23 protein-coding genes and 1 pseudogene are annotated in these 22,212 nt (G+C 40.2%); 23 read left to right on the top strand and 1 reads right to left on the bottom strand.

The annotated features are described in order from the left end of the window. Positions 1-137: 137 nt before the first annotated feature. The 14 genes and pseudogenes from EYB58_RS22680 (at position 138) to EYB58_RS22615 (ending at position 12,003) form a co-directional block, all read left to right on the top strand. Positions 138-1,070, top strand: coding sequence for an OmpA/MotB family protein (locus EYB58_RS22680; RefSeq protein ID WP_111956535.1), 933 nt, complete (start codon positions 138-140; stop codon positions 1,068-1,070). A gap of 175 nt (positions 1,071-1,245) precedes the next feature. Beyond that, positions 1,246-1,632 carry a MarR family EPS-associated transcriptional regulator gene (locus EYB58_RS22675; RefSeq protein ID WP_111956533.1) on the top strand — a complete coding sequence of 129 codons (387 nt, stop codon included), beginning with the start codon at positions 1,246-1,248 and terminating at the stop codon, positions 1,630-1,632. Between the two features lie 239 nt (positions 1,633-1,871). Further along, positions 1,872-2,795, top strand: a complete 924-nt coding sequence (locus tag EYB58_RS22670; RefSeq protein WP_163354386.1) for a Wzz/FepE/Etk N-terminal domain-containing protein — start codon at positions 1,872-1,874, stop codon at positions 2,793-2,795. A 13-nt stretch (positions 2,796-2,808) separates the two neighbouring features. Continuing rightward, on the top strand, positions 2,809-3,246 hold the full coding sequence (locus EYB58_RS22665; RefSeq protein WP_278186295.1) for an ATP-binding protein: 438 nt from the start codon (positions 2,809-2,811) through the stop codon (positions 3,244-3,246). Positions 3,247-3,402: 156 nt separating this feature from the next. Continuing rightward, on the top strand, positions 3,403-3,819 hold the full coding sequence (locus tag EYB58_RS22660; protein ID WP_111956529.1) for a type IV toxin-antitoxin system AbiEi family antitoxin domain-containing protein: 417 nt from the start codon (positions 3,403-3,405) through the stop codon (positions 3,817-3,819). Positions 3,820-3,837: 18 nt separating this feature from the next. Further along, positions 3,838-4,056, top strand: coding sequence for a hypothetical protein (locus EYB58_RS22655; protein WP_111956527.1), 219 nt, complete (start codon positions 3,838-3,840; stop codon positions 4,054-4,056). After that, positions 4,049-4,594, top strand: coding sequence for a nucleotidyl transferase AbiEii/AbiGii toxin family protein (locus EYB58_RS22650; protein ID WP_170299778.1), 546 nt, complete (start codon positions 4,049-4,051; stop codon positions 4,592-4,594). The genes EYB58_RS22655 and EYB58_RS22650 overlap by 8 nt, the downstream gene beginning before the upstream one ends. Before the next feature lie 509 nt (positions 4,595-5,103). Then, a complete protein-coding gene (locus EYB58_RS24985; RefSeq protein ID WP_111956523.1) occupies positions 5,104-5,265 on the top strand; it encodes a four helix bundle protein in 162 nt (53 codons plus the stop codon). A 537-nt stretch (positions 5,266-5,802) separates the two neighbouring features. After that, the gene (locus tag EYB58_RS22640; protein WP_111956669.1) at positions 5,803-7,155 is read left to right on the top strand and encodes a flippase; all 1,353 of its coding nucleotides are present in this window, start codon (positions 5,803-5,805) and stop codon (positions 7,153-7,155) included. A gap of 1 nt (position 7,156) precedes the next feature. Next, positions 7,157-8,062: a sulfotransferase domain-containing protein gene (locus EYB58_RS22635; RefSeq protein ID WP_111956521.1), complete on the top strand. Its 906-nt coding sequence runs from the start codon at positions 7,157-7,159 to the stop codon at positions 8,060-8,062. A gap of 697 nt (positions 8,063-8,759) precedes the next feature. After that, positions 8,760-8,912: pseudogene (locus EYB58_RS22630) on the top strand (transposase); the annotation flags it as partial. Between the two features lie 17 nt (positions 8,913-8,929). After that, positions 8,930-10,204, top strand: a complete 1,275-nt coding sequence (locus EYB58_RS22625; protein ID WP_111956517.1) for a hypothetical protein — start codon at positions 8,930-8,932, stop codon at positions 10,202-10,204. 147 nt (positions 10,205-10,351) lie between these two features. Continuing rightward, positions 10,352-11,269 (top strand): hypothetical protein, encoded by a 918-nt coding sequence (locus EYB58_RS22620; protein WP_111956515.1) that lies wholly within the window; start codon positions 10,352-10,354, stop codon positions 11,267-11,269. Continuing rightward, on the top strand, positions 11,233-12,003 hold the full coding sequence (locus EYB58_RS22615) for a DUF6399 domain-containing protein (RefSeq protein ID WP_111956513.1): 771 nt from the start codon (positions 11,233-11,235) through the stop codon (positions 12,001-12,003). Before EYB58_RS22620 ends, EYB58_RS22615 begins: the two co-directional genes overlap by 37 nt. 35 nt (positions 12,004-12,038) lie before the next feature. Here the strand turns inward: EYB58_RS22615 and EYB58_RS22610 are convergent, their stop codons facing one another. Continuing rightward, the gene (locus EYB58_RS22610; RefSeq protein ID WP_111956511.1) at positions 12,039-12,572 is read right to left on the bottom strand and encodes an IS66 family transposase; all 534 of its coding nucleotides are present in this window, start codon (positions 12,570-12,572) and stop codon (positions 12,039-12,041) included. Positions 12,573-12,660: 88 nt separating this feature from the next. Between EYB58_RS22610 and murB the strand changes: the two genes are divergently transcribed. From murB to EYB58_RS22565, 9 genes are all read left to right on the top strand, one after another. After that, on the top strand, positions 12,661-13,512 hold the full coding sequence (murB, locus tag EYB58_RS22605) for a UDP-N-acetylmuramate dehydrogenase (RefSeq protein ID WP_111956509.1): 852 nt from the start codon (positions 12,661-12,663) through the stop codon (positions 13,510-13,512). Further along, positions 13,509-14,684, top strand: coding sequence for a glycosyltransferase (locus tag EYB58_RS22600; RefSeq protein WP_111956507.1), 1,176 nt, complete (start codon positions 13,509-13,511; stop codon positions 14,682-14,684). The genes murB and EYB58_RS22600 overlap by 4 nt, the downstream gene beginning before the upstream one ends. Next, the gene (locus EYB58_RS22595) at positions 14,681-15,796 is read left to right on the top strand and encodes a polysaccharide pyruvyl transferase family protein (RefSeq protein ID WP_111956505.1); all 1,116 of its coding nucleotides are present in this window, start codon (positions 14,681-14,683) and stop codon (positions 15,794-15,796) included. The genes EYB58_RS22600 and EYB58_RS22595 overlap by 4 nt, the downstream gene beginning before the upstream one ends. A gap of 19 nt (positions 15,797-15,815) precedes the next feature. Next, a complete protein-coding gene (locus EYB58_RS22590) occupies positions 15,816-17,045 on the top strand; it encodes a glycosyltransferase family 4 protein (RefSeq protein WP_111956503.1) in 1,230 nt (409 codons plus the stop codon). 183 nt (positions 17,046-17,228) lie between these two features. Continuing rightward, positions 17,229-17,426: a hypothetical protein gene (locus EYB58_RS22585; protein ID WP_111956501.1), complete on the top strand. Its 198-nt coding sequence runs from the start codon at positions 17,229-17,231 to the stop codon at positions 17,424-17,426. A gap of 137 nt (positions 17,427-17,563) precedes the next feature. Beyond that, positions 17,564-19,252: an IS1634 family transposase gene (locus EYB58_RS22580; protein ID WP_131072138.1), complete on the top strand. Its 1,689-nt coding sequence runs from the start codon at positions 17,564-17,566 to the stop codon at positions 19,250-19,252. A 100-nt stretch (positions 19,253-19,352) separates the two neighbouring features. Then, positions 19,353-19,910 (top strand): sugar transferase, encoded by a 558-nt coding sequence (locus EYB58_RS22575; protein WP_170299862.1) that lies wholly within the window; start codon positions 19,353-19,355, stop codon positions 19,908-19,910. Continuing rightward, positions 19,903-20,547 (top strand): acetyltransferase, encoded by a 645-nt coding sequence (locus tag EYB58_RS22570; RefSeq protein ID WP_163354680.1) that lies wholly within the window; start codon positions 19,903-19,905, stop codon positions 20,545-20,547. The genes EYB58_RS22575 and EYB58_RS22570 overlap by 8 nt, the downstream gene beginning before the upstream one ends. A 151-nt stretch (positions 20,548-20,698) precedes the next feature. After that, positions 20,699-21,850, top strand: a complete 1,152-nt coding sequence (locus tag EYB58_RS22565; RefSeq protein ID WP_242637675.1) for a DegT/DnrJ/EryC1/StrS family aminotransferase — start codon at positions 20,699-20,701, stop codon at positions 21,848-21,850. The last annotated feature ends 362 nt before the right edge of the window (positions 21,851-22,212 follow it).

Genomic DNA, 22,212 nt, shown 5'->3' with positions numbered 1-22,212 from the left:
GGTATTGTAAAGATGCGGGCGAGACGCCCGCGCTGCCAGGTTAAGTTATTTCGAACTCATTCCTAAGCACGTTCCAGGTGTTATATATCTGAAACAAAACGTTTATTTAAATTAACAGAATCCTAACAGGGGGACACATGGGATCTTATCCTTTGACATCAACATTCCCGGGCAGGGTGGTGTTTGTCCTGATATCTTTGTACATAATACTTTTTTATTGTGTCAATATTACAAATAGCGCCTACCAAACACTTCAACTTGATCCGGAAACCTATTCAATTATAGAACTTGAGGGAATCCTTGGAGACTACCGGACCCAGGTGGGCGTTTTGAATGAACAAATCCATGATACTCAGAAAGACCTTGACTGGCTTATACTCAAAATAAACCGTATATCTGATTCCGGAAGAAACATTCCAAAGTTACTTCATGACTCTGTTGAAGTGAAAGAGAAAAAAATTTATCAGCTCGAGGCGCAAAAAAAACGTCTTGCCGGTGCAGTTGCAAAATACCAGAACATTTATGACATAAAAAAAACCCCGGAAAATAAGACAACACAGATTCGGGTTTCGCCCACACCGGATACGGATAGGAAGAATAGTGTAAAAGGATCTGGTAAATTAAATGTGCCGGCAAAATTTCCGGATATTGAACAGGCTGTTAAAAAGGCCGGCCTTGAAGACTGGATAGAGATTATGGCGGCAGACGGCAGGTGCGCAAAAATTAACAATACCCTGCCAATCCTCTTTTCTTCCGGCAGCGCTGCCCTGGCCAAAGAATACCAATCCTTTTTAAAGAAACTGGCGCTATTCCTTAAACCCTATGATGTTAAAGTTTATGTCAACGGATATGCAGATTCGGATCCCATCCATACCCCAAAATATCCATCCAATCTGGAGTTAGGCGCATCCCGGGCCGCCAACGTTGTTCATGAAATGGTGAAAAACGGCCTGAAGCCGGATATTTTTAAAATCGGTTCAACAGGAGAGTACCGGTTTGCAGCCAAAATACAGTCATCAAAGAAAATCTTCCAGCGCCGTGCACAACTCATGGTTGTGTTTAGTGGTTAAATTATAAAACAGATAATCCATTACAGGTTTTTTTAATGTCCTGTAATGGATTATAATATTATTCTTATTGTCAGCTAATTGATGCCTAACGACTACTTCGCGAATGCAAAAGCCCCCCCCCAATTTCGTAAAAAAAGCTTGACCTTCCTGCTGATTTGCCATAAGTGTTCACGTCATGAACGCATCAATGGATGAAGAAATCAGATATAAAATTCTGTCCATTTTGAAAGACGATTCCAGCCTCACCCAAAGAGAAATGATGCAGCAAACAGGTGTCAGCCTGGGAAAGGTTAATTATTGTGTATCTGCCCTTGTTGAGAAAGGCCAGATCCGCGTGGAACGGTTTAAAAATAATTCTAATAAAACAGCATATTTTTACCATATCACGCCATCTGGACTTAAAGCGTTTACAAGTCTATCCTTAAAGTTTCTTAAAATTAAAATAGATGAGTATGACCAGATAAAAGCGCAGATTAAAAATTTATACCAGCAGGTACAGAACTTGGACGTCCAGTTGTGTGAAGATCCAACGTTGTTGATTCAACTGAGGAATATTCTTTAAATCAGCAACTGATTTATCATTATCCGCGTTTATTTAGTTGGTACTTATGAAAAGTAACCGACAGAGCGGAGCTATACAAAAATTTAAAGGCGGTTTCATTACGTAAGGGGCTAATTATATAGCAGGAGGGCGGTACCCGGTCGGCTGTATACTTTGATGTATTCGGTCTGCAAATAATTAATGTCGGCGTGACCACCAGATTGCGCGCCCAAAATACTATACCCATGAAGAGGGCTCACATGCAAAACCAAATCGACTTTGACCAGCGCCAGTGTGACAATGATGAAATTGAACTTGCTGACCTGTTTTTAGTTCTATGGAAGCGTAAATGGATAATATTTGCTATCACCATTGTTACAACTGTGGCTGTTGTTATCATCAGCTTTATGCTGCCGAAAATTTATTACGTCAATGCCATTATAGAGTCAGGCAGGAATGCTGATGGTAATCTGGTTACACCTCCGCAAGAGATTGCCGAGATAATTAATAGTGGGGCCTATGACAGAAATATTCTCAAAGCACTTGCTATTCCGGGTGACCAAATGCCTAAGGTGAACGCGTCTATTCCCAAATTAACCGATATGGTGAATATTTCATTGGAATCTTCCGATCCGCAATTGGCCAAAAAAATCATAAGTGAGTTGCTGAATAAAATTTCTGCTGTGATTCAAGAGAAACAGGCGATTTTGGTTCAAAAGACTAAAATTCAGATAAAAAAAGTCATGCTTGACCGCAATATGTTAAAAGAAAACGTCATTCAAACAAAAAAACAGGCTGCGGAGAGCAAAGCCAAAATAGATGATCTGGAAAAAAAGAAGCTTGAGGCGCTGAATACCCGCAATAGGGATGCGTTGACAGTTTTTCTGTATACCAACGAGATCCGGAACGGACAAGTCTATTTGAATAATTTGAATGACAAAGTGGCTGAATTGGAGCAAAGGTATCAGAAAACGAGCCTGACACTTGAAAATCTTCGCCTTGAACTTGAAAATATCAAAAGTACCGTCATCATCAAAGAACCGACCATCCCGGAAAAACATATTAAGCCAAATAAAAAACTGATCGTTGTCTTGACCTTTGTTGCCAGTTTTATGGTAGCTGTATTTTTGGCATTTTTACTTGAGATCGTTGGGAAGGTAAAGCAAATGGAAAAGGGTGAGTGATAGAAGGCATTGAATGGAATTCTTCAACCCGGGTCCGCTTCCCAAAGGAATGAAAATGCAGGATATCCTTTCCGGAAGGCTGGCATCCAATCCCAGAAACAAACAGATTGCTTCGATATTCAAAGAGGCAGGCATCATTGAAAAGTATGGTTCCGGAATTAAACGGGTGATCCAATCGATGGCAGATGCAGGATCACCTGCGCCTGTTTTTGAAATAATTGCCGATAATTTTAAAGTCACATTGTTTCCAATGGGCGAAACATCAGGTGGCGGAGTAAACAATCTTTTAGACTTCATAAAAGCCAACCCCGGCAAAAAATCTAAAGAGATTAAAGCCGCCCTGAATCTGCCGCAACGAACATTAGAACGCTGGTTAAAAGAGCTGCGCGAACAAAAGAAAATAAAATTTCAAGGCCCACCCAAAACAGGAGGGTATTATTTTTTTGGATGAAAAGTAGTACCCAATGCTCATTTGCCACATCTAAGCGCAAAAAAGCCCCAAAATAAAAAAAAGCCCCCCAAATTAATAACACCTTAACAGAGTCAGATTTTATGAATAAATACCACATACTTTCATTTTTTGAAAGTATGTGGTGTTTTGTAAAATATGCATACCCTGACGAATAAAATTATTGAAAAGGGATTTACGAACACAATTTTCAGAGCCTCTCAATTGAAGCGACTGGTGAGTGGAAGCCCACAGTCCCGTTACAACCTGGTTAACCGTGCAATAAAAGCGAAAGAACTGGTTCGCTTTCAGCGTGGTCTGTATATGCTTGATGAGCGCTTCCGAGACTATACCTGTCACCCGTTTGTCCTGGCCCAGGCCTTTGCTCCCGGTAGCTACATTTCATTTGAGACAGCATTGGCATGGCACGGGTGGATTCCCGAGGCGGTGTTTACAACGGCAAGTGCAGTATCAGGTCGGAAATTCCGACAATATGAATATGACAAAAAGATGAATTTCAGCTTTCATTCACTTGCCATTCATCGACAATATTTCCTGGAGCTGGTGAACAGATAACAGACAAATGGTCAGACCATGCTGGTTGCAAAACCGTGCAGAGCATTGATGGATCTGGTCTGTCTGAGAAAGCTTTCCTGGGAAGGAATGGGCTGGCTTTTGGAAGGGTTGCGCATTGACAGAGATTCATTAAGCACCATTACCGAAGACGAGATTAAAATACTGGAATTGATTTACAAACATAAGCGGGTAAAATCGTATCTCTCTTCTCTCCGCAGGGAGTTGCCCCTTGATTGACCTTATTCAAAAAAGACTGGCTGAGTATGATGCTGCAAATCAGGTGGAAGAAGCGCATGCAATTAAAGAAAAAATTAAATTGAAAATTGATGTAGATCCTCCAGCCGGTTCCAATTTTGAATATACTTACCTGGATTTTCCTCTGGATTTTGAAGTCTGCCATCAGGATTTGAGCAGTAATTTTTCATTAAAAATACATGCACTGCTTTGCAGGCCGTATTTGAAAGGCAGAGACTGGTTTGATTTCAGCTGGTATGTAACGCAAGGTGCCCAGGTAAATCTACCACATTTGCGCGCAGCGCTTGTCCAATGGGGACCATGGGCGAACCAGAAAATAGATCTAAATCTGCAATGGCTGAAGCGTGAGTTGATCCAAAAAGCATCCAGCATTGAATGGCAGTCTGCTGCAGCCGATGTGCAACCATTTCTTAGACCGTCGGAGCAGCATGGCCTGCGTCTGTGGACTGAAAAATTTTTTGTGCATAAAATTGAAGATCTGACCCCACACCAATCTGGCCCCACACCAGATTTGTATTGACGGCGGCGCAGTCGCAGTGAAAAAAGACCAGAGCCCTGTCCGAAAGGCCGATAACCAGCACGCAACACCAACAACCGGAACCAACCCCAAAATCCTTAAATAGCTGTTTTTGACCCCAAAAAGTGTGCTTTAAGTGCAAAAACCCCCGTTTTTGGACCCATAACGCATTAATACCAACCACTTAACTGGGTCAGCCTCCGCTTTTCTTTCTCCCGTTAGCAGTTTTAGCAATCCATACCGCCCCATATTTTGTTGTTTTTTTCCTAAAACTTAACACCTAAATCCTAAAACCGTTCCAAAATATGTTGGAATGGGATGTTGAAGAATTGGATGTCATTTTTTGAGTTTTTATGTGTGATGACGGTAAGATAGATGTGAAAAAGGGTCGTTTTGGGCGGGGTGGGTGCATTCTAACGCCGAAAAAGGGCTGTTTTTAAGGGTGAAAATAAGTAAAATCAGGTGCTTGCTCGTCTCAGAGACCCAGGCAATCTAAATCTTAAAACCTAAAACTGTTTCTACGCATTGCCAAAGGATCAGCCGCAGAACTTCGAACTCAAGTGTATATAGCCAACCGTATTGGTGTTATCGATAAGGATCTGGAACACGAATTGATCGAAGAATTGAAAGTAATTTCTAAGCAACTCCATGCATTAATAAAATCACTGTCTTGAAGTTGTTACCTAAAACCTAAATCCTAAAACTGTTTTTCCGCTCGGATCAAGGATGCTCTGCGGAAGGGGTGCCTATCAAGAGATGACATCTGGACCATAAATCTTGCCGTTGGAGACGAGGGATTTGTCGAGAGGATCAGGAAAGGTGTTGGTCGTTTTGTTAGTAAGATGAATGTGACGGAAGACCCGGCGACCTATGGCTCAGTTGAGCAGATTTTTGAGAATTCCCTGGAATGGGAGATTTTTGATGAGTCCGAATTGTAGTAAATTTTTTGTTATTTCGTATGGTTGATTGCGTTTGGGCTGGACCCGGTTGATTCTAAGCATGCCTGGTGAAATGCATTTGTGCCTTCATATTTCACTTGGGTCAAAAAACGGCTGTTTTTGAAAAGAAAAGATTGGAATATTATATGTTTAGCGGGGTCAGACCCCGCGGCTTGAACCCGCGGCTTGCAAAAAAACTGAAAGTTGGGTTAGATAGTTCAGACCCCATGGCTCGTGGCCATGAAAATACAGGGGATAATAAAGGTTGTCCGAATGGTTTCATTTATAAAACAAAAATTTCACAACCTCATCTCGGACAAGAAATTTTCCGAGATCCTGACCGGTTCTGCTTGGGCTTTGGGGGCTAGGGTTGTCGGGACGGGGATCAGTCTGATAACCAGTATTGTAGTGGCTCGTATTTATGGGTCTGATATCCTAGGAATTATTGCAATTTTGAATTCCTTTCTCGTTTTGATAACAATTTTCACCGTCCTAGGCACAAACACCTCCATTCTGCGTCTGATTCCGGAGCACCTGTCCAAATATTCACCAACCTCGGCCTTCAGGGTCTATCGAAAAACACAGTTTGTTGTAGTCGGGGTGTCCATGATTACCGGGGGGGGGCTGTATTTTGCTTCAGGCTTTATCGCTGACAGCATTTTTTTTAAGCCCCATTTACGGTTTTATTTTGCCCTAGCCGCCTGTTTTATTATTTTTCAATCATTGATGAGGTTGAACACTGCGGCGATTCGAGGGCTTCGTTTGATTCGGGTTTTTGCCTTTATGCAGATTATGCCGGCCGTCGGAACGTTGGTTATTCTCGTTCCACTGACCATATTTTTCTACCACAAGGACAATCCCATCTATGCGACATTTGTAGCGATAGCCGTTACTGCCTTGGTAGGCGCTTGGATTATGGACAGGATGTTTAAGCAAAAAATGAAATCGGACGATGCAGTTTCTCCCCTGTCTGTAAAGAAAATTTTATCCATCTCCCTGCCCATGCTTATGACTGCAACTATGAGTTTCGTCATAGGCCAGACCGGTGTGATTATGTTGGGGATGTTCAGACCGGCGGCCGATGTTGGTTATTATTCAATAGCAGTCCATCTAGCTTCTTTGACCGCCTTTCTCCTTGCTGCCATTAATACCATGTCAGCGCCAAAGTTTGCAGAATTGTACCATAACCAAAAAATAGACGAACTTTTTTATGTGGCAAAAAAATCTACTAAACTTATTTTTTGGGTTACATCCCCAATACTTTTTTTCTTAATATTGATAGGCAAACCAGCCCTTACTTTGTTTTATGGTTCAGAATTTTCTGTCGCATACTGGCCTATGGTTTTTTTGACGCTAGGACAATTTGCGAATTCGATTTCTGGTTCGACAGGATATTTTATGAATATGACCGGGAATCAACATGTATTTAAAAATGTTATGGTTATAACCGCGTTAGTTAATGTTTCTTTAAATATTTTTTTGATCCCATGGCTAGGTATTAAAGGGGCCGCCTTAACAGCCATGTTTTGTTATGTACTGTGGAATACGTCTTTATTGGTTTATATAAAACAAAAGTATGGTCGAACAATAGGTTACTTTCCATTGTTTGATAAGTGTTGGAGCTGACATGAAATATAATATTCCAAACTTGTTTTTAATTGGTGCTCCCAAGGCAGGAACAAGCGCTTTAGCAGAAGGTTTGCAACAGCATTCGAGAATTTTTATGCCCTATAAGAAAGAGCCAAAATATTTTGATGCACGTACTTTTTATGATTTCGAGGAAGATTACCCCATTAAAAGTATTGATCATTATCTTAATTTATATTCAACAAATCAATCTAGTAGTATTTTGTATCGTTTAGATGCTAGCGTTTTTAATATGTATAGCCTTGAATCTATCAAGGATATATTACTTCTCTCGCCGAAATCAAAATTTATTCTTATGTTACGAGAGCCTTTGTCAGCATCTAAGTCTATGCAAAAGCAAAGGTTAAAATATACAAGAGAAGGTATGAGAGAACTGTCAGAAGATTTTTGTGAATGTTGGGAGTATTTAAAAGGTAGATCAAATGGAACATGTTATCCCAAAAAGTGTCGAAACAAATTTTTGTTTCGATATGATTTGCTTTATTCGTACGAAAGATATGTTCCATATATAATTGATTTCGTAGGTCGAAATAATATTTTTATTGGTAAATATGAAAATTTTAAAAAAGATCCAAGTACCTTTTACAAAAGGTTATTTAATTTTTTAAGTCTAGATGGAAATTCTTCTGTAAAAAATAAATTAGTGAATAAATCATATATTTTAAAAAATTGTTATATGAATCGAATCATAACTTGTTCCGCTTTGGCAACTTCAGATTTTAGAAGGAAAATTGGTTTGAGTGGTCAAAGAGTAAATTTTATTAAAAAAAATATATTAAGAAAAAATGATATTGAAAAACATTTGAATACAGATTGTGATGCCGAGGTTAAAGCCTTTTTTTCCAGAACATACACGTATCTATCCGAATTAGAGTTCGATAGTTAGATGCCGCTGCAAAAAGTGTTAACAGGTAAACCAGACCCAGATAGAAAACGTGAGTTTTTGTGATGGACTGAACAAAGAATTTTTTGCTCAACAGCTTAAGAGCTCATGAGCTGATGAGCTCTTAAGCTGTTAAGATCAAAAACTATGGATCTCAAAGTAGGTCTGGTTAACACGATTTAGTGAATATATTTCTAATTCATTATTGCCGATGATGTACCTATGCTGTTGACGTGCAGTTTGAGCCGCACTGTGATTACTCCTAAAGAGTCCATTCTAATTTGGGGGTAATCGATGATTAAGCTTGAACAACATTTCTGTCCCAACTAAAAATGTGAAAAATTTGGGCTGCGTAATCAAGGAAACATTTCAATTCGTGGAAGATATGGCAAAAATAAAAGCCGTATTTTGCTTTATTGTCGTACCTGCGGCCAGCGTTTTGCTTCGACTCGAGGAAGTACGTTGTTTGGACTACATCTCTCGCCCGATACAATTCGACAAATCATTCATCATGCAGCAGAAAGTGTAGGAGTAAGAGCGACGGCTCGACTGTTGGGATTGACTGATACTCAACTTGATGAGCTCTGGACCTTTGTAAAAAAAGAAAAATTATAGCAGCGAAGAAGATCTAAAATGCAGACCCCAAAATGTCCAATTATCACTTGTCAAGTAGGCTCCCGACACTAGCGGATGACCCCCGTTCACATCCTCTGTTAGCAACGGCATTTTAGAAGGGATAAACAGATTGGTTCAATCAGCCAAATCAAGAGCTCGCGGCTACCGTTCGCCTCGCAATCTTATTGCTATGATTTATCTCATTGGGGGACGGCTTCAGTTTAGCCTACCCACTTGAAACAGCGAGGAACCATCATGATTAATAATAAAGATATAACTCAATATATAGAAGATAAAAAAATAAGCACGTCTTTGATGTCTTCTTTTGTTCTATTAACAGCGCAGTATTTTATTCTAGTTTATTTTAACTTATTACAATCAAATGCAGCAGCTGGTATTCAATTGTTATCAAAAATTATAGTTGGCTTGGCTTATCTTTATGCGTTACCTGTCGTTTTAAAAAGAAATAAAACTAAATTTTTCTGTATTTATTTTTTTGCATTTTTTATTGTTTTAATTAATTATGCAATATTTTTTGAAAATAGAGAATATATTATTGATTTGTTATTTCCTTTTTTCTTTATAAGTTTACCTACATTTATTTATACACTGACTATTCGAAATCTTGCAGCGTTTAAAGAAACGGTTAGGAGCTCAGCCTATATTATATTTGCAATATCTCTGATTCTAAGCGTATTTGTATTCACAGGGAAAGTCTCTTTTGGTCGCTATAGTATATCTTTATCATATTATATGCTTTTGTCCACAATTGTATTTTTAGATTGTTTTCTGGAAAAATTTTCAGGAATAGCTCTAGTTATGGCGTTAATTTCTTTCTTAATTATTTTAGCATTAGGTGGAAGAGGTCCTGTTTTATGCATTGGAATATATGGTTTGCTAAGATTTTTCAGAGGTTTGCTAAGATTTTTCAGAGACAATGCAAAAATGACATCGCGACGATTATTTTTTCGTTTTAGCCTATTGGGTATTGGTGCTATATTTTTGGTGTTTTTAAATAAAATTTTGGAATCAATATATATTTTAATGTTAAATTTTGGAATCAATAGTCGCAGCATTATGTTGTTTCGCCAAAACGAAATTCATTTAAGTGGCAGAGATATATTTTATGAAAAGGTAATAACAGAAATACTTAAAAGCCCACTGCTTGGAATTGGAATATTTGCTGACAGAAGAATTGTTGGAAATTATGTTCATAATTTTTTTATTGAGGTTTTCGAAAATTTTGGTTTGGTTATTGGTTTTGTTCTTAATCTCGGTATAATACTACTTATCATCAAATCATTATTTACTCAAGATGAAGCTAAATGTAATTTAATAATCATGTGGCTGTGTTTGGGTTTTGTTCATTTAATGGTGAGCAGTTCATATTTAATTGATATTAAATTTTGGATTTTTATAGGATTGATACTCAATATTAATTTTAAAAAAACATCCACATTTGCACCAATAAAAATGGTAAATATTCGGGTTAGTAATAATCCCCCCCCCCCTAAAAAAACGGAGTACTAAAAAAAAGCGGGGCTTGATCATAACATCGGCCACGAGGTGTCCATCTGGGAAGTTTTTTTAAAAAACTGTAGATAAAATTTGCCCGGTCTGTGAATAGATATTGTGACCAAACAAAAACCATTCACAGAAAGGATAAAGACACCGGGCATGACATCTACATACGCTGAATATTCTCAAAATGCAAAGGCCAAAAAAAAATGGTCCAGAGATGAAGTATCTACGAAGATTATAGATTTCAAGGAATGTAAGAAAGCATTCAGCCAGCGTGAATTTGCCAAACAAGCCGGAGTTCCCCGCACGACTCTCCAAAGTTGGCTCACGCGCATGGAGGGGCCGGCTCTGGTTTCTTTTTTTGAGAGTCCGGTTGGGGTAATTTTTTTACACACCTTAATTATAGGTCTCCATTTTGAATTTACCAAGGTCGGCTGTGCCAATATCCATAATATAAGTAATTTTCTACACTTAACCCGGTTATCAAATTTTGTGGCGGCATCCTATGGCACCCATCAAAAGATTTCGAATCAAATGGACTCCATGATAGGCCAATTTGGTGATATGGAACAGGTACGTCTTGCATTGCAAATGCCTGAGAAATTGATAACCCTTTGCGAAGACGAAACTTTTCATCCTCAAGTCTGCCTTGTTAGCATTGAACCGGACTCCAACTATATTATCCTTGAAAAATATGCCAATGACCGTTCTGGAGGTACCTGGAACAAGGCCGTGAATGGTGTTCTTGCACATCTTCCCGTCAAGGTTATCCAAGGCACCAGTGATGAAGGCAAGGGATTGATCCATCATGTGACTAAAAGCTTGAACGCCCACCATTCTCCGGATTTATTTCATGTGATGTACGAAATCAGCAGAGGGACCGGAGCCCCACTGTCTGCAAAAATACGCAAAGCTGAAAAAGACCATGAAAACAGTGAAAAATCTGTTAATGATGCAGTGAAACGCAAGAAAAAGTATGAAGACCTTGAAAATAAACCTGTGGGCAGACCTCTTGATTTCGATAAAAGAATTGCCTGTTGCCAGAAAAAAAGCAAGAGGCAAAAGCGTCTCTGAACCAGGCAAAGGAAAACTTTGAAACGGTCAAAAATGCGAGAAAGCAAATCAGCAAAGCCTATCACCCCTATGATCTTCTCACCGGAATAAAGCAGGATTCCGTCAATGCCGGTATTCAACTGAAAAAAAGTTTTGATGAAATCCGGGAGGCAACCGATCTCCTACCGGAACGGTGCAAAGATCGAATCGAGAAGGCCTGGCGTGTAACCAAAAAGATGATAGCCACCCTCGCATTTTATTTTTGCATGGTTGAATCTCTTGTTGGCGATATGGATTTGTCTGACGACAAGCGGGACCTGATGATCAGTCGGTTGATTCCTGGTTTTTATCTTCAAAAGGTATCCCAGAAGGAAAAGGATCAGGAGCAAAAAGAGAAAATTCGACAGAAATCTCAGGAGTTGCTTTCTGTATTGCAGAATAGAAGCGGGCCGTTTTCTGGATCGGATATTAGTGAAATCGACCGCATGGCAAGAATGGCCAGGCAATGCGCAGGGCTTTTTCAAAGATCAAGTTCATGTGTAGAAGGCCGTAATGCTCAACTATCTCTTCATCATCACGGCATGCATAGACTGAGTGATCGAAAATTGAAAAGTTTGACGGTAATTCATAATTTTCATCTAAAAAGATCTGATGGAACAACAGCAGCAGAACGTTTTTTGAGAACAACCCGATCAATATGTTCGAATGGCTTGTCGAAAAAATGCCTTTGCCTGCAAGGCCAAGAAGAAAAGTGAAACTGGTAAGTTAAGCCTCATGGCCGATGTTATGATCAAGCCCCGCCAGAGGACTGCGGCACGAAGCATTCTTTCCGCCAGATTATTAGTGGCATCCACACCAGCAACTTCAAGGAAAATCCAAAGATTGCCGAGGAGTTTCTCCAACGTCCGGGCGTACGTCTCCCCGCTTGATCCTTACGGTCTTTATTCAGGGCAATGAGCCGACATAAGCGAGCGTAAAAAGCACACCATTGACCATTTGTAGGAGGAGCATGTGCCATACTCACCAAGAGCTTCAGCTCTTTTTGTGCCCATGTTCCAAATTTGGCTATTTCCGGTTCGGGGTTTGTTGATAATTTCTTGGCACTCCGGATGAGATGGGCCAGGCACGTCTGACGGAGATTTATCCATTTGCAGTAGACTGTATAGTTGTCACTGACCAAGATGCCTGCCCATTTTTCGATCGAGGCATAAAATGCTTCAGCATTGCGATTCGTGTGGATTTTGAACAGCGTAGCTTTTTTGTGACACAATACCCAGAGCCATTGAAGAATACCGTATTTTTGGTACCAAGGTATTTTGTCCACATGATTGACTTCTTAGGCATGTACAAAGCTTTAGTTTGGTAAAAATTTCAAAAAACAATGGATAAAATAACCATCAGTTGAACAGATTATGAAAATACTAGAAAATATCGACTTATATCCTTACAGTACCATGCGTCTTCATTCGATTGGTAGAAAAATGATTATTCCGGAATCGGTTGATGAATTGATTGATGTTGTAGGAAATTTGAGTAAGGAGAATGATCCTTTTTATATCGTATCGGGAGGTAGTAATATCGTTTTCGCCGAACGGGTGGAAACGTCGATTGTCTATCTGATGAAGATAGATGAATCTGTTTCAGTAAGTCCAGGCGGTGAGGTGAGTTGTGGATGTTCGGTGCGAATTCAAACACTAATCAATGAGTTGAAAAAAAATAGACTAGGGGGATTGGAATATTTATATTCAGTTCCTGCCAGTGTAGGAGGCGCGGTGTTTATGAATGCCGGCCGTGGGAAAAAACACAATCTATCTATTTCCGATTATTTAACAAAAGTGGATTATCTTGATCTGCGTACCGGTGAAATTAAAAGTTTATATCCGACGGAAGAGTCCTTTTCATATCGTCATTCAATTTTTCAGGAAAGTAAGTTTGTTGTTTTGAAAGCGTATTTTCAGTTTCAATCACAAGATCCGGCCTTGACTGATCAATTAATTCAGGAACGACTTGCGCAATCCCGGAAGTATTTGGATCCGTCAAAGCCAAGTTGTGGATCGGTTTTTTGCCAGGCGAACCCTATTGTCATGAGACTGGTAAAAGGAATGCGATGTGGTGGTGCCATTTTTTCGAAAAAAACACCTAATTGGATTTCAAATATTGATAACGCCTCGGCCAAGGATATTCTAACGTTAATAAAAAGAGTAAAATGTATTCATAAATTATTTTTCTTTTCGTGTAAAACAGAAATCCGATTTTTAAAATGAATAAAACTCCATTGCACATATTGCATATAGCAAATAGTTATGGGGGAACAGAAGTGTATTCCAATTTGATCCGTGCGCTGGATCGTTTAGGAGTAAGACAAACTGTTTTTGTCCCATTGAATGCGAAAAATCGAAACAGGTTGGGAAAGCAATTAATAAAGTTTTCCGTTCCAGGTTCAATTATAATATACTCCTCTGCACTAAAGTGGTATCATCGATATCTGTATAAGAATAAAATTGACACAACAAAAAAAGAAATAGAAAAACATGTAGATCTTAAAAGTATTAGTTTGATTCACGCCGGTCTTTTTTGTTCAGATGGTGCAGCCGCATTTGAGCTATCAAAAAAGCATACAATACCTTACATTGTTGCCGTTCGCAATACGGATGTGAATACGTACTACAAAAAAATGTGGTGGAAGAGACCTTATTTTCATTCGATTCTCGAAAAAGCAACGAATATTATTTTTATTTCTCCTCAATACGAACAGACCTTTTTGAATGTACTCAAAGGGAAAGATATCGCAAACCTCGATTCGAAAACTATTATTATACCCAATGGAATCGATTTGTTTTATTTAGAGAATCGCATTGATTGTGCAAAAAATATTCATGATCCTGTTCGTGTTGTATATGCCGGTGCATTCAATAGAGGGAAAAATATTATAGAAGTAATATTTGCCTTGGACAACCTTATTCAGAAAGGACAAAGGATTCATTTTTCAGCTATTGGAAAAGGATTAAGCTTTAGAAAAGAGGATAAAGATTACATAAAAAAAATATACGAATTAGCAGCAAACAGGGATTGGATAGGAATATTTGAGAGTAAGCCCAAAGAAGAACTTAAGCTGATTTTTGAAAAGAGTGATATTTTTGTAATGCCATCAATTCCAGAGACATTTGGATTGGTATATGTGGAGGCCCTGACACAGGGATTACCTGTTATTTATGCAACAGGGCAGGGATTTGATGGATATTATAATGACGGAAATATTGGATACGGTGTTAATCCTTCAGATTCTAATGATATTGCAGCAAAAATAGAATTCATTATAGATGACTATGCTCAGTTTTCGTTGAATATTACCCAACTAAATTTGAAAGAAGATTTTTCCTGGGAAAAAATATCGATACGTTATTTACAGCTTTATAAGGAGATTGTATCTATATGAAGTTAGGATTATTGTCATTTCATAATGCCGCCAATTATGGAGCTGCATTACAGATTTTTGCACTTCAAAAAGTGCTTCTCGACAGAGGTTTTGATTGTGAATATATAAATTATCAAAACAATCATCGGCGTGTTAGTTACAGCATGACCTATCATTTGCTATCGTCACTGAAAAAGGGGGACATAAAGAGTGCAATCAGATTTGCATTGGGTTCGCCTTTTATGATCTTGAGGAAAGCGCGGTTTAGATCTTTTTATCGGAAAAACCTGAAGCAAACCTCCCGTATTTATACCTCACCGGAAGAAGCACGGGAATTGAATCATAAGTACACTAAATTTATTATCGGGAGCGATCAAGTATGGAATTGGAGCAATAATGGCAGAGATGAAGCTTTTTTGTTGAGCTTTGTGGAGGACGATGCAAAGAAAATATCATATTCGTCGAGTTTTGGTGTTGCTGAAATTTCCGATGAGCAAAAAAGTATTTACCGTAATTATCTTTCAAAAATCAAACATTTATCCGTAAGAGAGAAATACGGAATAAAGCTTGTGAAAAATCTTACCGATAGAGAGGCTATTCTCGTTCTTGATCCTGTTTTTTTGCTCTCTAAACAGCAGTGGGAACGAGTGGCCGATTCAAAAAAGAAAAAAGAGACCTATATTTTCAGTTATACTAATCAACCTAGCCAGTTGGAGTCTTTTTTCTCTGTGACTGGCTATAATGTGCAAAATAGTTTTTCGTATAAACTTTCCCGCAATATAACAATTAAAGATTTTCTTCATTCAAAAGTACGGGTGAAATATACCATGTCACTCTCTGAATTTTTAAGTGTTATACGGGATGCGTATTTGATCGTATCTGCTTCATTTCATTGCGTTGCGCTTTCAATCATTATGAATAAACCATTTGTGGCGATCCTTGCAGGAAACAAAGGAAAAGACGAACGGCTTCTCACAATTCTGTCGCTATTGGGATTAGAAGAGAGAATATTTACTGACAAAATGACCGAGGAGCAGGTCAATGAACCGATAGATTATGATTCTGTAAATAAAAAGATTGAGGCGCTGAAGGCGTCATCAATGAAATTTTTATTAAACGCTATCCAGTATTAATTCAGGACTTGAGAACTTAGTGAAAATACTATACCTGCACCAATATTTCAATACCCCCGCCATGCCAGGCGGCACCCGCTCCTATGAAATGGCCAAGCGCCTTGTAACTTCCGGTCATGAAGTTCATATGATTACTTCTTTCCGTGATGAATGTAAAAAACAAGACTGGTTTCAAACAACAGAAGACGGCATCAATGTCCATTGGCTGCCTGTTTTTTATTCAAATAAACTGAGCTATACTCAGCGCATCAAGGCCTTTTTTGCATTTGCATTTGCTTCTGCAAGGAAAGCTGCTTCTCTTCCTGCAGATATCATTTTTGCGACCAGCACTCCTTTGACTATTGCGCTTCCCGGTGTTTATGCTTCCCGACGTCAAAAAATTCCCATGGTTTTCGAAGTCCGTGATCTTTGGCCGGACCTTCCCATCGCTATCGGGGCACTTCGCAATCCTTTGTTCAAATTTGTGGCAAAGAAATTAGAACGTTTTGCCTACCGTAACGCACAGCGTATCATCGCGTTATCTCCGGGCATGACTGCAGGGGTTGAAGCTACTGGCTACCCTGCTAACTTGATTTCTACGATTCCCAATAGTTGTGATTTGGATTTGTTTACGCCAGACAATGAAAAAGGGAAAAGGTTTCGTCAGGAACATCCTGAATTAGGAGCTGGGCCGATTGTTCTTTATCCCGGAACATTGGGAAAAATCAATGGCGTTGGCTATTTGGCAGAACTTGCTGCAAAAGTTCGCAATCTCCGACCTGATTGTCGTTTCGTCGTTATTGGGGCGGGAATGGAATGGGATGCTGTTTATCGTTTGGCATCCAAATTAGATGTCTTGGATACTAATTTCTTCATGTATCCACAAATGCCCAAACAAAAACTTCTGGATGCATTTAATGCAGCTTCGGTGGTGAGCTCTTTGTTTATTGATCTTCCTGAAATGGAAGCCAATTCTGCAAATAAATTCTTTGACGGCCTTGCTTCAGGTACCGCTGTGGCAATTAATTATGGAGGTTGGCAAGCTGATTTGATTGACAAGCATAACGTGGGATTATGTCTATCTCGTGATGTAGACGTAGTTGCACAATCTTTGGTTAATTTTTTAAATGACGATGAAAAAGTGACCAGTTGCGGTCTCAACGCTCGCGGGCTTGCTGAAACTCAATTTTCTCGCGATGCTTTGGCAAAAAATATGGAAAATGTTTTAAGGGAAGCAGTCGATGAAAGGGAATTCCGCGGGAAGATGTAGGGTGGAATAGAACGGTAACGGCATTTCATCCGGCAGGCTGGGGAAGGACGGTTTTAGGTTTTAAGATTTAGGTTTTAGGTAACTGCGAAAAACGAAAAATCAGAGACGAGAAACTGTTTTTTCCGCGAAGGATGACTGCGGAAGATCGGAAGGCGGGGAAAAGAAGGGAGAAGGGAAAAGTGAATGCTTAGCGAACGCAGTGAGGTTAGCAGACCTTATGCAGAGCTGACCGGAGGACGGAAAAAGAATGAATATTGGAAAAGGGAGAAAGAAAGCAGGTGCTTAAACGAATATTTGATTTTACTGCCATCTCTACTTTCGCTTGTTCAAAATAAAATTTCAATAATTAGAAAACAAGATATAATCAGAGATAATCAATGAAAATATCTAAAAAATTGGAATTATAGCATATTAATCACCTCTAACCTGGCATAAATAACTATAATAAATAAAAATAAAGCTAGATTTTTCTTTGTCAATATACTATATGATTCCAATGAGTTATTGGAATCAATATTATGGCGAATGACGTCAATAATAATGTCGAGACAAAGCCGATTGGTTTTGCCCCGATTTTGCAGCATTATTTTCACAAATGTTGCATCGTTGATATTATTGACCAGAACGTCCCTCTTGATGCAAGACGTAAAATGCTCACTCATGGGCAGGCAAGTATAGCAATGATCACCGCCATTCTTTTTCAGGTTATGTCTCTTTACAAGGTTTGCAAGTTTGCCAGGGAATCAAATGTCCTGGATGTTATTTTCCCTGACATAAGTCCGGATGAATATTTTGACGATAGGCTGGGTGATACCTTAGACGCTATTCACAAATTCGGCATTGGTAATCTGGAACTGCTGATTACCCGACATATAATTGAAGCCTTTGAGATTCAGACAGAAATCTGTCATAACGATACGACCTGTGCGCAAGTTTACGGCGAGAATAATAAAAATAGATCCGAACAGAGCATCAAGATCTCATACGGATACAGCAAACAATACCGCAAAGACCTGAAACAATTGGTATGGTCCATGACAGCCAGTTCTGACAGTAGCTTTCCCTTATTCCAACAAACATATAGTGGCAACACCGCCGATGTGGAAACCTATGTGGAACAGTGGCACCATTTGATTGACCTGCTGGGAAAGAAAAATTTTTTATTTGCCGGCGATTCCAAGGTGGCTACACACGGGAATATGGCGCACATAAATGATCACGGAGGATATTTTTTAAGTCCTCTGCCCATGTACGCCTCCTATCAAGAAGCTCTTTTCAAAGCACTGGATAAGCACGATCACGAGACCCTGATTCCTTACAAAGATCAAATGAATCGGGGGTTTGAGGTGCCTCTGACTTTTGAGCACGAGAACAAAAGTTATACCTTCAGAATGATCATCCTTTTCGATCAGGGCTTGTTTTACCGCCGTAAAAAATCTCTTCTGGAACGAATCACTAAAACCCAAGTCGCATTTGATGAACTCGCCCAAAAAATAAATGCATATAAATTAAAGACGAAGGACAGCATTGAGCAGGCTTGTCAGGCCATACTAAAAAAACATAAGACACAGGCGTTTTTTGATTTTGTTGTCCACAACGATCCAGTGGTCACGTATAAAAATGCACGGCCCGGTCGACCAGCCAAAAATGCAGAAAAAATTGCGGTCTATCAAGATCACTTCTCTATAGAACTCAATTATAATGAGTCCGCCTGTACCAAGGCGCAATATCAAATCGGCTATTATCCACTCGTCACCAACAAGCCGGCTTCTGGTTTTTCAATAGAAGATGCGATGCTGGCTCATAAAAATCAGTACAAGGTGGAGCATCTTTATAAACGGTCAAAGTCAGGTTACAATCTCGAACCGATTTATCTGCAAACGCCTGATAGAATAGAAGCTTATCTTTTCCTTTTCAAAATAGCACTTCAAATTTTGGTCCTTATGGAAAGAACGGCCAGAATAAAAATTGCCGAACGGGATAAAGGTTTGGATAATTTCATGCCCAATAAAAGGGATGTGCGTAACCCTAAAACAGAAAACATGTTGGCAATGTTTGAATTTGTCGTATGTGGCGTAATACTGCTTCATGATGGAAGCCGGCAATATTTTGTCTCCAAGCTGACCGAGACACAAAAAGATATTTTATCGATTCTGGATGTGCCGGAAAAATGCTACACTCACCAATATTTGTTTGATACTTCATAACCTGGTCAAAATTGGCCAAAGTGAAAAATCGGATAATTGTATCCAAAACTACTGAAACCCAAATTCAAACAAGCGAAACTTAAGTGCCATCGCAACCGGATTGATTTTTATCAGTCCGGTGTTTTTTGTTTTATACTATTTGGTTCGTAAGCATATGGGTTCCCCTGTCTTCTTCAAACAAAAACGCCCCGGTCTCCACGGCAAGCCTTTCTACATGTATAAATTCCGCACCATGACCAATGCGTGCGATTGCAATGGCTGCCTCCTCCCCGACTGCGACCGCCTCACCCCTTTAGGAAGATTCCTTCGCGCCACTTCCCTGGACGAACTCCCTGAACTCTTCAATGTCTTAAAAGGCGACATGAGTTTGGTAGGGCCGAGGCCGTTAAGGATGAAATATCTTGAATTATATTCAGACGAGCAGGCTCGTAGGCATGATGTAATACCCGGCATTACAGGTTGGGCACAAGTCAATGGAAGAAATTCAGTATCGTGGGAGGATAAATTCAAATTTGATGTTTGGTATGTTGATAATCACAATTTTTTATTGGATATAAAAATATTATTTTTGACCGTGAAACAGGTTTTTATTCATGATGGGATAAATGCTGAAGGACATGCAACGATGCCCGCGTTCAGAGGGTCAAAAAATGAATAAGATTATTTTATTAGGAGCTGGCGGGGCAGGAAAAGCAATTCTGCAAATATTGCTTGATATTAATAAAATTACCAATCAATGGGATATTGTTGGTTTTTTAGATGATGATATTGCGCTTCATGGGAAAAAAATTTTAGGCTTCCCGGTTCATGATTCCCTGGACTGGCTACATGGAAAAAAGGACGTAAGTCTCGTACTGATCTTTGGAATTCCAAGCACCAGAAAAAAAGTCTATGATAGAATCCATGCTTGGGGAAATTTTGACTTTCCTGCCATAATTCATCCCACTGCGATTATTCCTGATCTTTCACAAGTAGCCTGCGGGACTGTAATTTATCCTCAGGTTGTGTCTGATCCTGATTCTAAAATTGGAAGTTTTTCATTGATTAATAAACATAGTTCCATTGGTCATGATTCTTTGATTAATGATTTCTGTGTTATTTCTCCGAATAGTTCTATCGGCGGATTTGCAAAAATCGGAACGTGTTGTTTTGTCGGAATGAATGTAGCAATCATACAAGGCATAACAATTTGCAAGAATGTGACCATAGGAGCGGGTGCTTCTGTTGTAAAAGATATTGATTCAGAAGGAACATTTGTTGGTGTTCCAGCGAGAAAAATTAGCAAAAAGGGTTAATATTTCTTGTAAGATGGATCTGTTGATTTGTTAGATGGTCATTTGGTGCGCTAAAAATATTTTATAGGAACGATTTCGTTTTTTTCTGAGGACCTAAGAATGCTCAACACAAAATTTCCCCCCTGGCCCGTCTTTGAGGCCGACGAACGTGATGCGGCCATGGGGGCCGCTTTTTTCTGGCAAAGTGAACTACTGGACCGGTCAGGAAGGGCGTACTTTCGAGAAAGAATACGCCGCCTACACCGGCCGCAGCCATGCCATTGCTTTGGCAAACGGGAGCCTGGCCATCGAGCTTGCCCTATGCGCTCTAGGCATCGGCCCGGGCGATGAAGTCATCACCACGGCCAGGACCTTTATTGCTTCTGCAAGTTCCGCTGTCATGCGCGGAGCCGTTCCCGTAATCGCGGATGTTGATCCCGTATCCCAGGTTATAACAGCTGCAACCATTGGTGCGGTGCTCACGCCCAAAACCAAAGCAATTATCTGCGTTCATCTGGCCGGCTGGCCCTGCGACATGGATTCTATCATGGCACTGGCCAGAAAAAAAGGAATCTATATTATTGAAGACTGTGCCCAGGCCCATGGTGCCCGGTACAAGGGTAAGCCTGTGGGGTCATTCGGCGATCTTGCGGCCTTTTCCTTTTGCCAGGACAAGGTCCTGTCCACAGGCTGCGAAGGCGGCATGCTGGTCTTGGATGATGAAACCCTATGGAAAAAGGCGTGGGCCTTCAAGGATCACGGCAAGAGCTGGGACGCCGTGTACGAACGCGACCATGCCCCGGGTTTCCGTTGGCTCCATGGATCCTTTGGCACCAACTGGCGCATGACCGAAATGCAGGCCGCCATCGGCCGGGTACAGTTGCGCAAATTGGACGATTGGGTTGCGAAACGTAGGGCACATGCTGGGCGGCTTACGGAATGTTTTGAAAAAATCCCAGCTTTGCGCGTGACCCTGCCGAAAGATGAAATTTTTCATTCCTATTATAAATATTATGTCTTTGTCCGTCCGCAGAAGCTAAAAGACGGGTGGGACAGAGATCGGATCATGAACGAGGTAACGAGCCAAGGAGTACCCTGCTACTCAGGCAGCTGTTCGGCGATTTATCGGGAAAAGGCGTTTAGCGATACGGGCTATGGGCCGGGGGAGAGGTTGCCGGTAGCCAGAGAACTTGGGGAGACGAGTTTGATGTTCCTGGTGTACCCAACGCTGAAAGATGAAGAGATTTGGAAGACGTGTGATGTTGTTGATGACGTGATGGGGAAGGCAGGGAGACGGGAGGGGAAGGGCGGTTTTAGGTTTTAAGATTTAGGTTTTAGGTAACTGCAAAAAACAAAAAACCAGAGATGCGAAATTGTTTTTTCCGCGAAGGATGACTGCGGAAGATCGGAAGGCGGGGAAAAGAAGGGACAAGTGAATGCTTAGCGAACGCAGTGAGGTTAGCAGACCTTATGCAAAGCTGACAGGAGACGGGTAAAACAGATTTAGGTGTTAAGGTTTTTCCGTGCTTTTCCGTGTATTCCGTGGACCAACTGCCTTTAATAATCTTGATTCCTGCAGCCCTGTGATCGGGAGAGTTCAGTGTTTTAATTCCACGAAGTGGTGACACTTTCTTCCTGGCGACTGTCCGCTAGGAAGAAGATCAAGTCGTCTGCGGTTGTTGTCTG

This window comes from Desulfobacter hydrogenophilus (assembly GCF_004319545.1).
GTDB lineage: Bacteria > Desulfobacterota > Desulfobacteria > Desulfobacterales > Desulfobacteraceae > Desulfobacter > Desulfobacter hydrogenophilus.
This window is presented reverse-complemented; position numbering and strand designations above follow the sequence as displayed.

Bases quoted from the DNA above. Each gene is read 5' to 3' on its own strand.
- EYB58_RS22680 (WP_111956535.1), top strand. From the start codon at position 138: ATGGGATCTTATCCTTTGACATCAACATTCCCGGGCAGGGTGGTGTTT.
- EYB58_RS22675 (WP_111956533.1), top strand. From the start codon at position 1,246: ATGAACGCATCAATGGATGAAGAAATCAGATATAAAATTCTGTCCATT.
- EYB58_RS22670 (WP_163354386.1), top strand. From the start codon at position 1,872: ATGCAAAACCAAATCGACTTTGACCAGCGCCAGTGTGACAATGATGAA.
- EYB58_RS22665 (WP_278186295.1), top strand. From the start codon at position 2,809: ATGGAATTCTTCAACCCGGGTCCGCTTCCCAAAGGAATGAAAATGCAG.
- EYB58_RS22660 (WP_111956529.1), top strand. From the start codon at position 3,403: ATGCATACCCTGACGAATAAAATTATTGAAAAGGGATTTACGAACACA.
- EYB58_RS22655 (WP_111956527.1), top strand. From the start codon at position 3,838: ATGCTGGTTGCAAAACCGTGCAGAGCATTGATGGATCTGGTCTGTCTG.
- EYB58_RS22640 (WP_111956669.1), top strand. From the start codon at position 5,803: ATGGTTTCATTTATAAAACAAAAATTTCACAACCTCATCTCGGACAAG.
- EYB58_RS22635 (WP_111956521.1), top strand. From the start codon at position 7,157: ATGAAATATAATATTCCAAACTTGTTTTTAATTGGTGCTCCCAAGGCA.
- EYB58_RS22625 (WP_111956517.1), top strand. From the start codon at position 8,930: ATGATTAATAATAAAGATATAACTCAATATATAGAAGATAAAAAAATA.
- EYB58_RS22620 (WP_111956515.1), top strand. From the start codon at position 10,352: ATGACATCTACATACGCTGAATATTCTCAAAATGCAAAGGCCAAAAAA.
- murB (WP_111956509.1), top strand. From the start codon at position 12,661: ATGAAAATACTAGAAAATATCGACTTATATCCTTACAGTACCATGCGT.
- EYB58_RS22600 (WP_111956507.1), top strand. From the start codon at position 13,509: ATGAATAAAACTCCATTGCACATATTGCATATAGCAAATAGTTATGGG.
- EYB58_RS22595 (WP_111956505.1), top strand. From the start codon at position 14,681: ATGAAGTTAGGATTATTGTCATTTCATAATGCCGCCAATTATGGAGCT.
- EYB58_RS22585 (WP_111956501.1), top strand. From the start codon at position 17,229: ATGCTTAGCGAACGCAGTGAGGTTAGCAGACCTTATGCAGAGCTGACC.
- EYB58_RS22580 (WP_131072138.1), top strand. From the start codon at position 17,564: ATGGCGAATGACGTCAATAATAATGTCGAGACAAAGCCGATTGGTTTT.
- EYB58_RS22570 (WP_163354680.1), top strand. From the start codon at position 19,903: ATGAATAAGATTATTTTATTAGGAGCTGGCGGGGCAGGAAAAGCAATT.
- EYB58_RS22565 (WP_242637675.1), top strand. From the start codon at position 20,699: ATGCGGCCATGGGGGCCGCTTTTTTCTGGCAAAGTGAACTACTGGACC.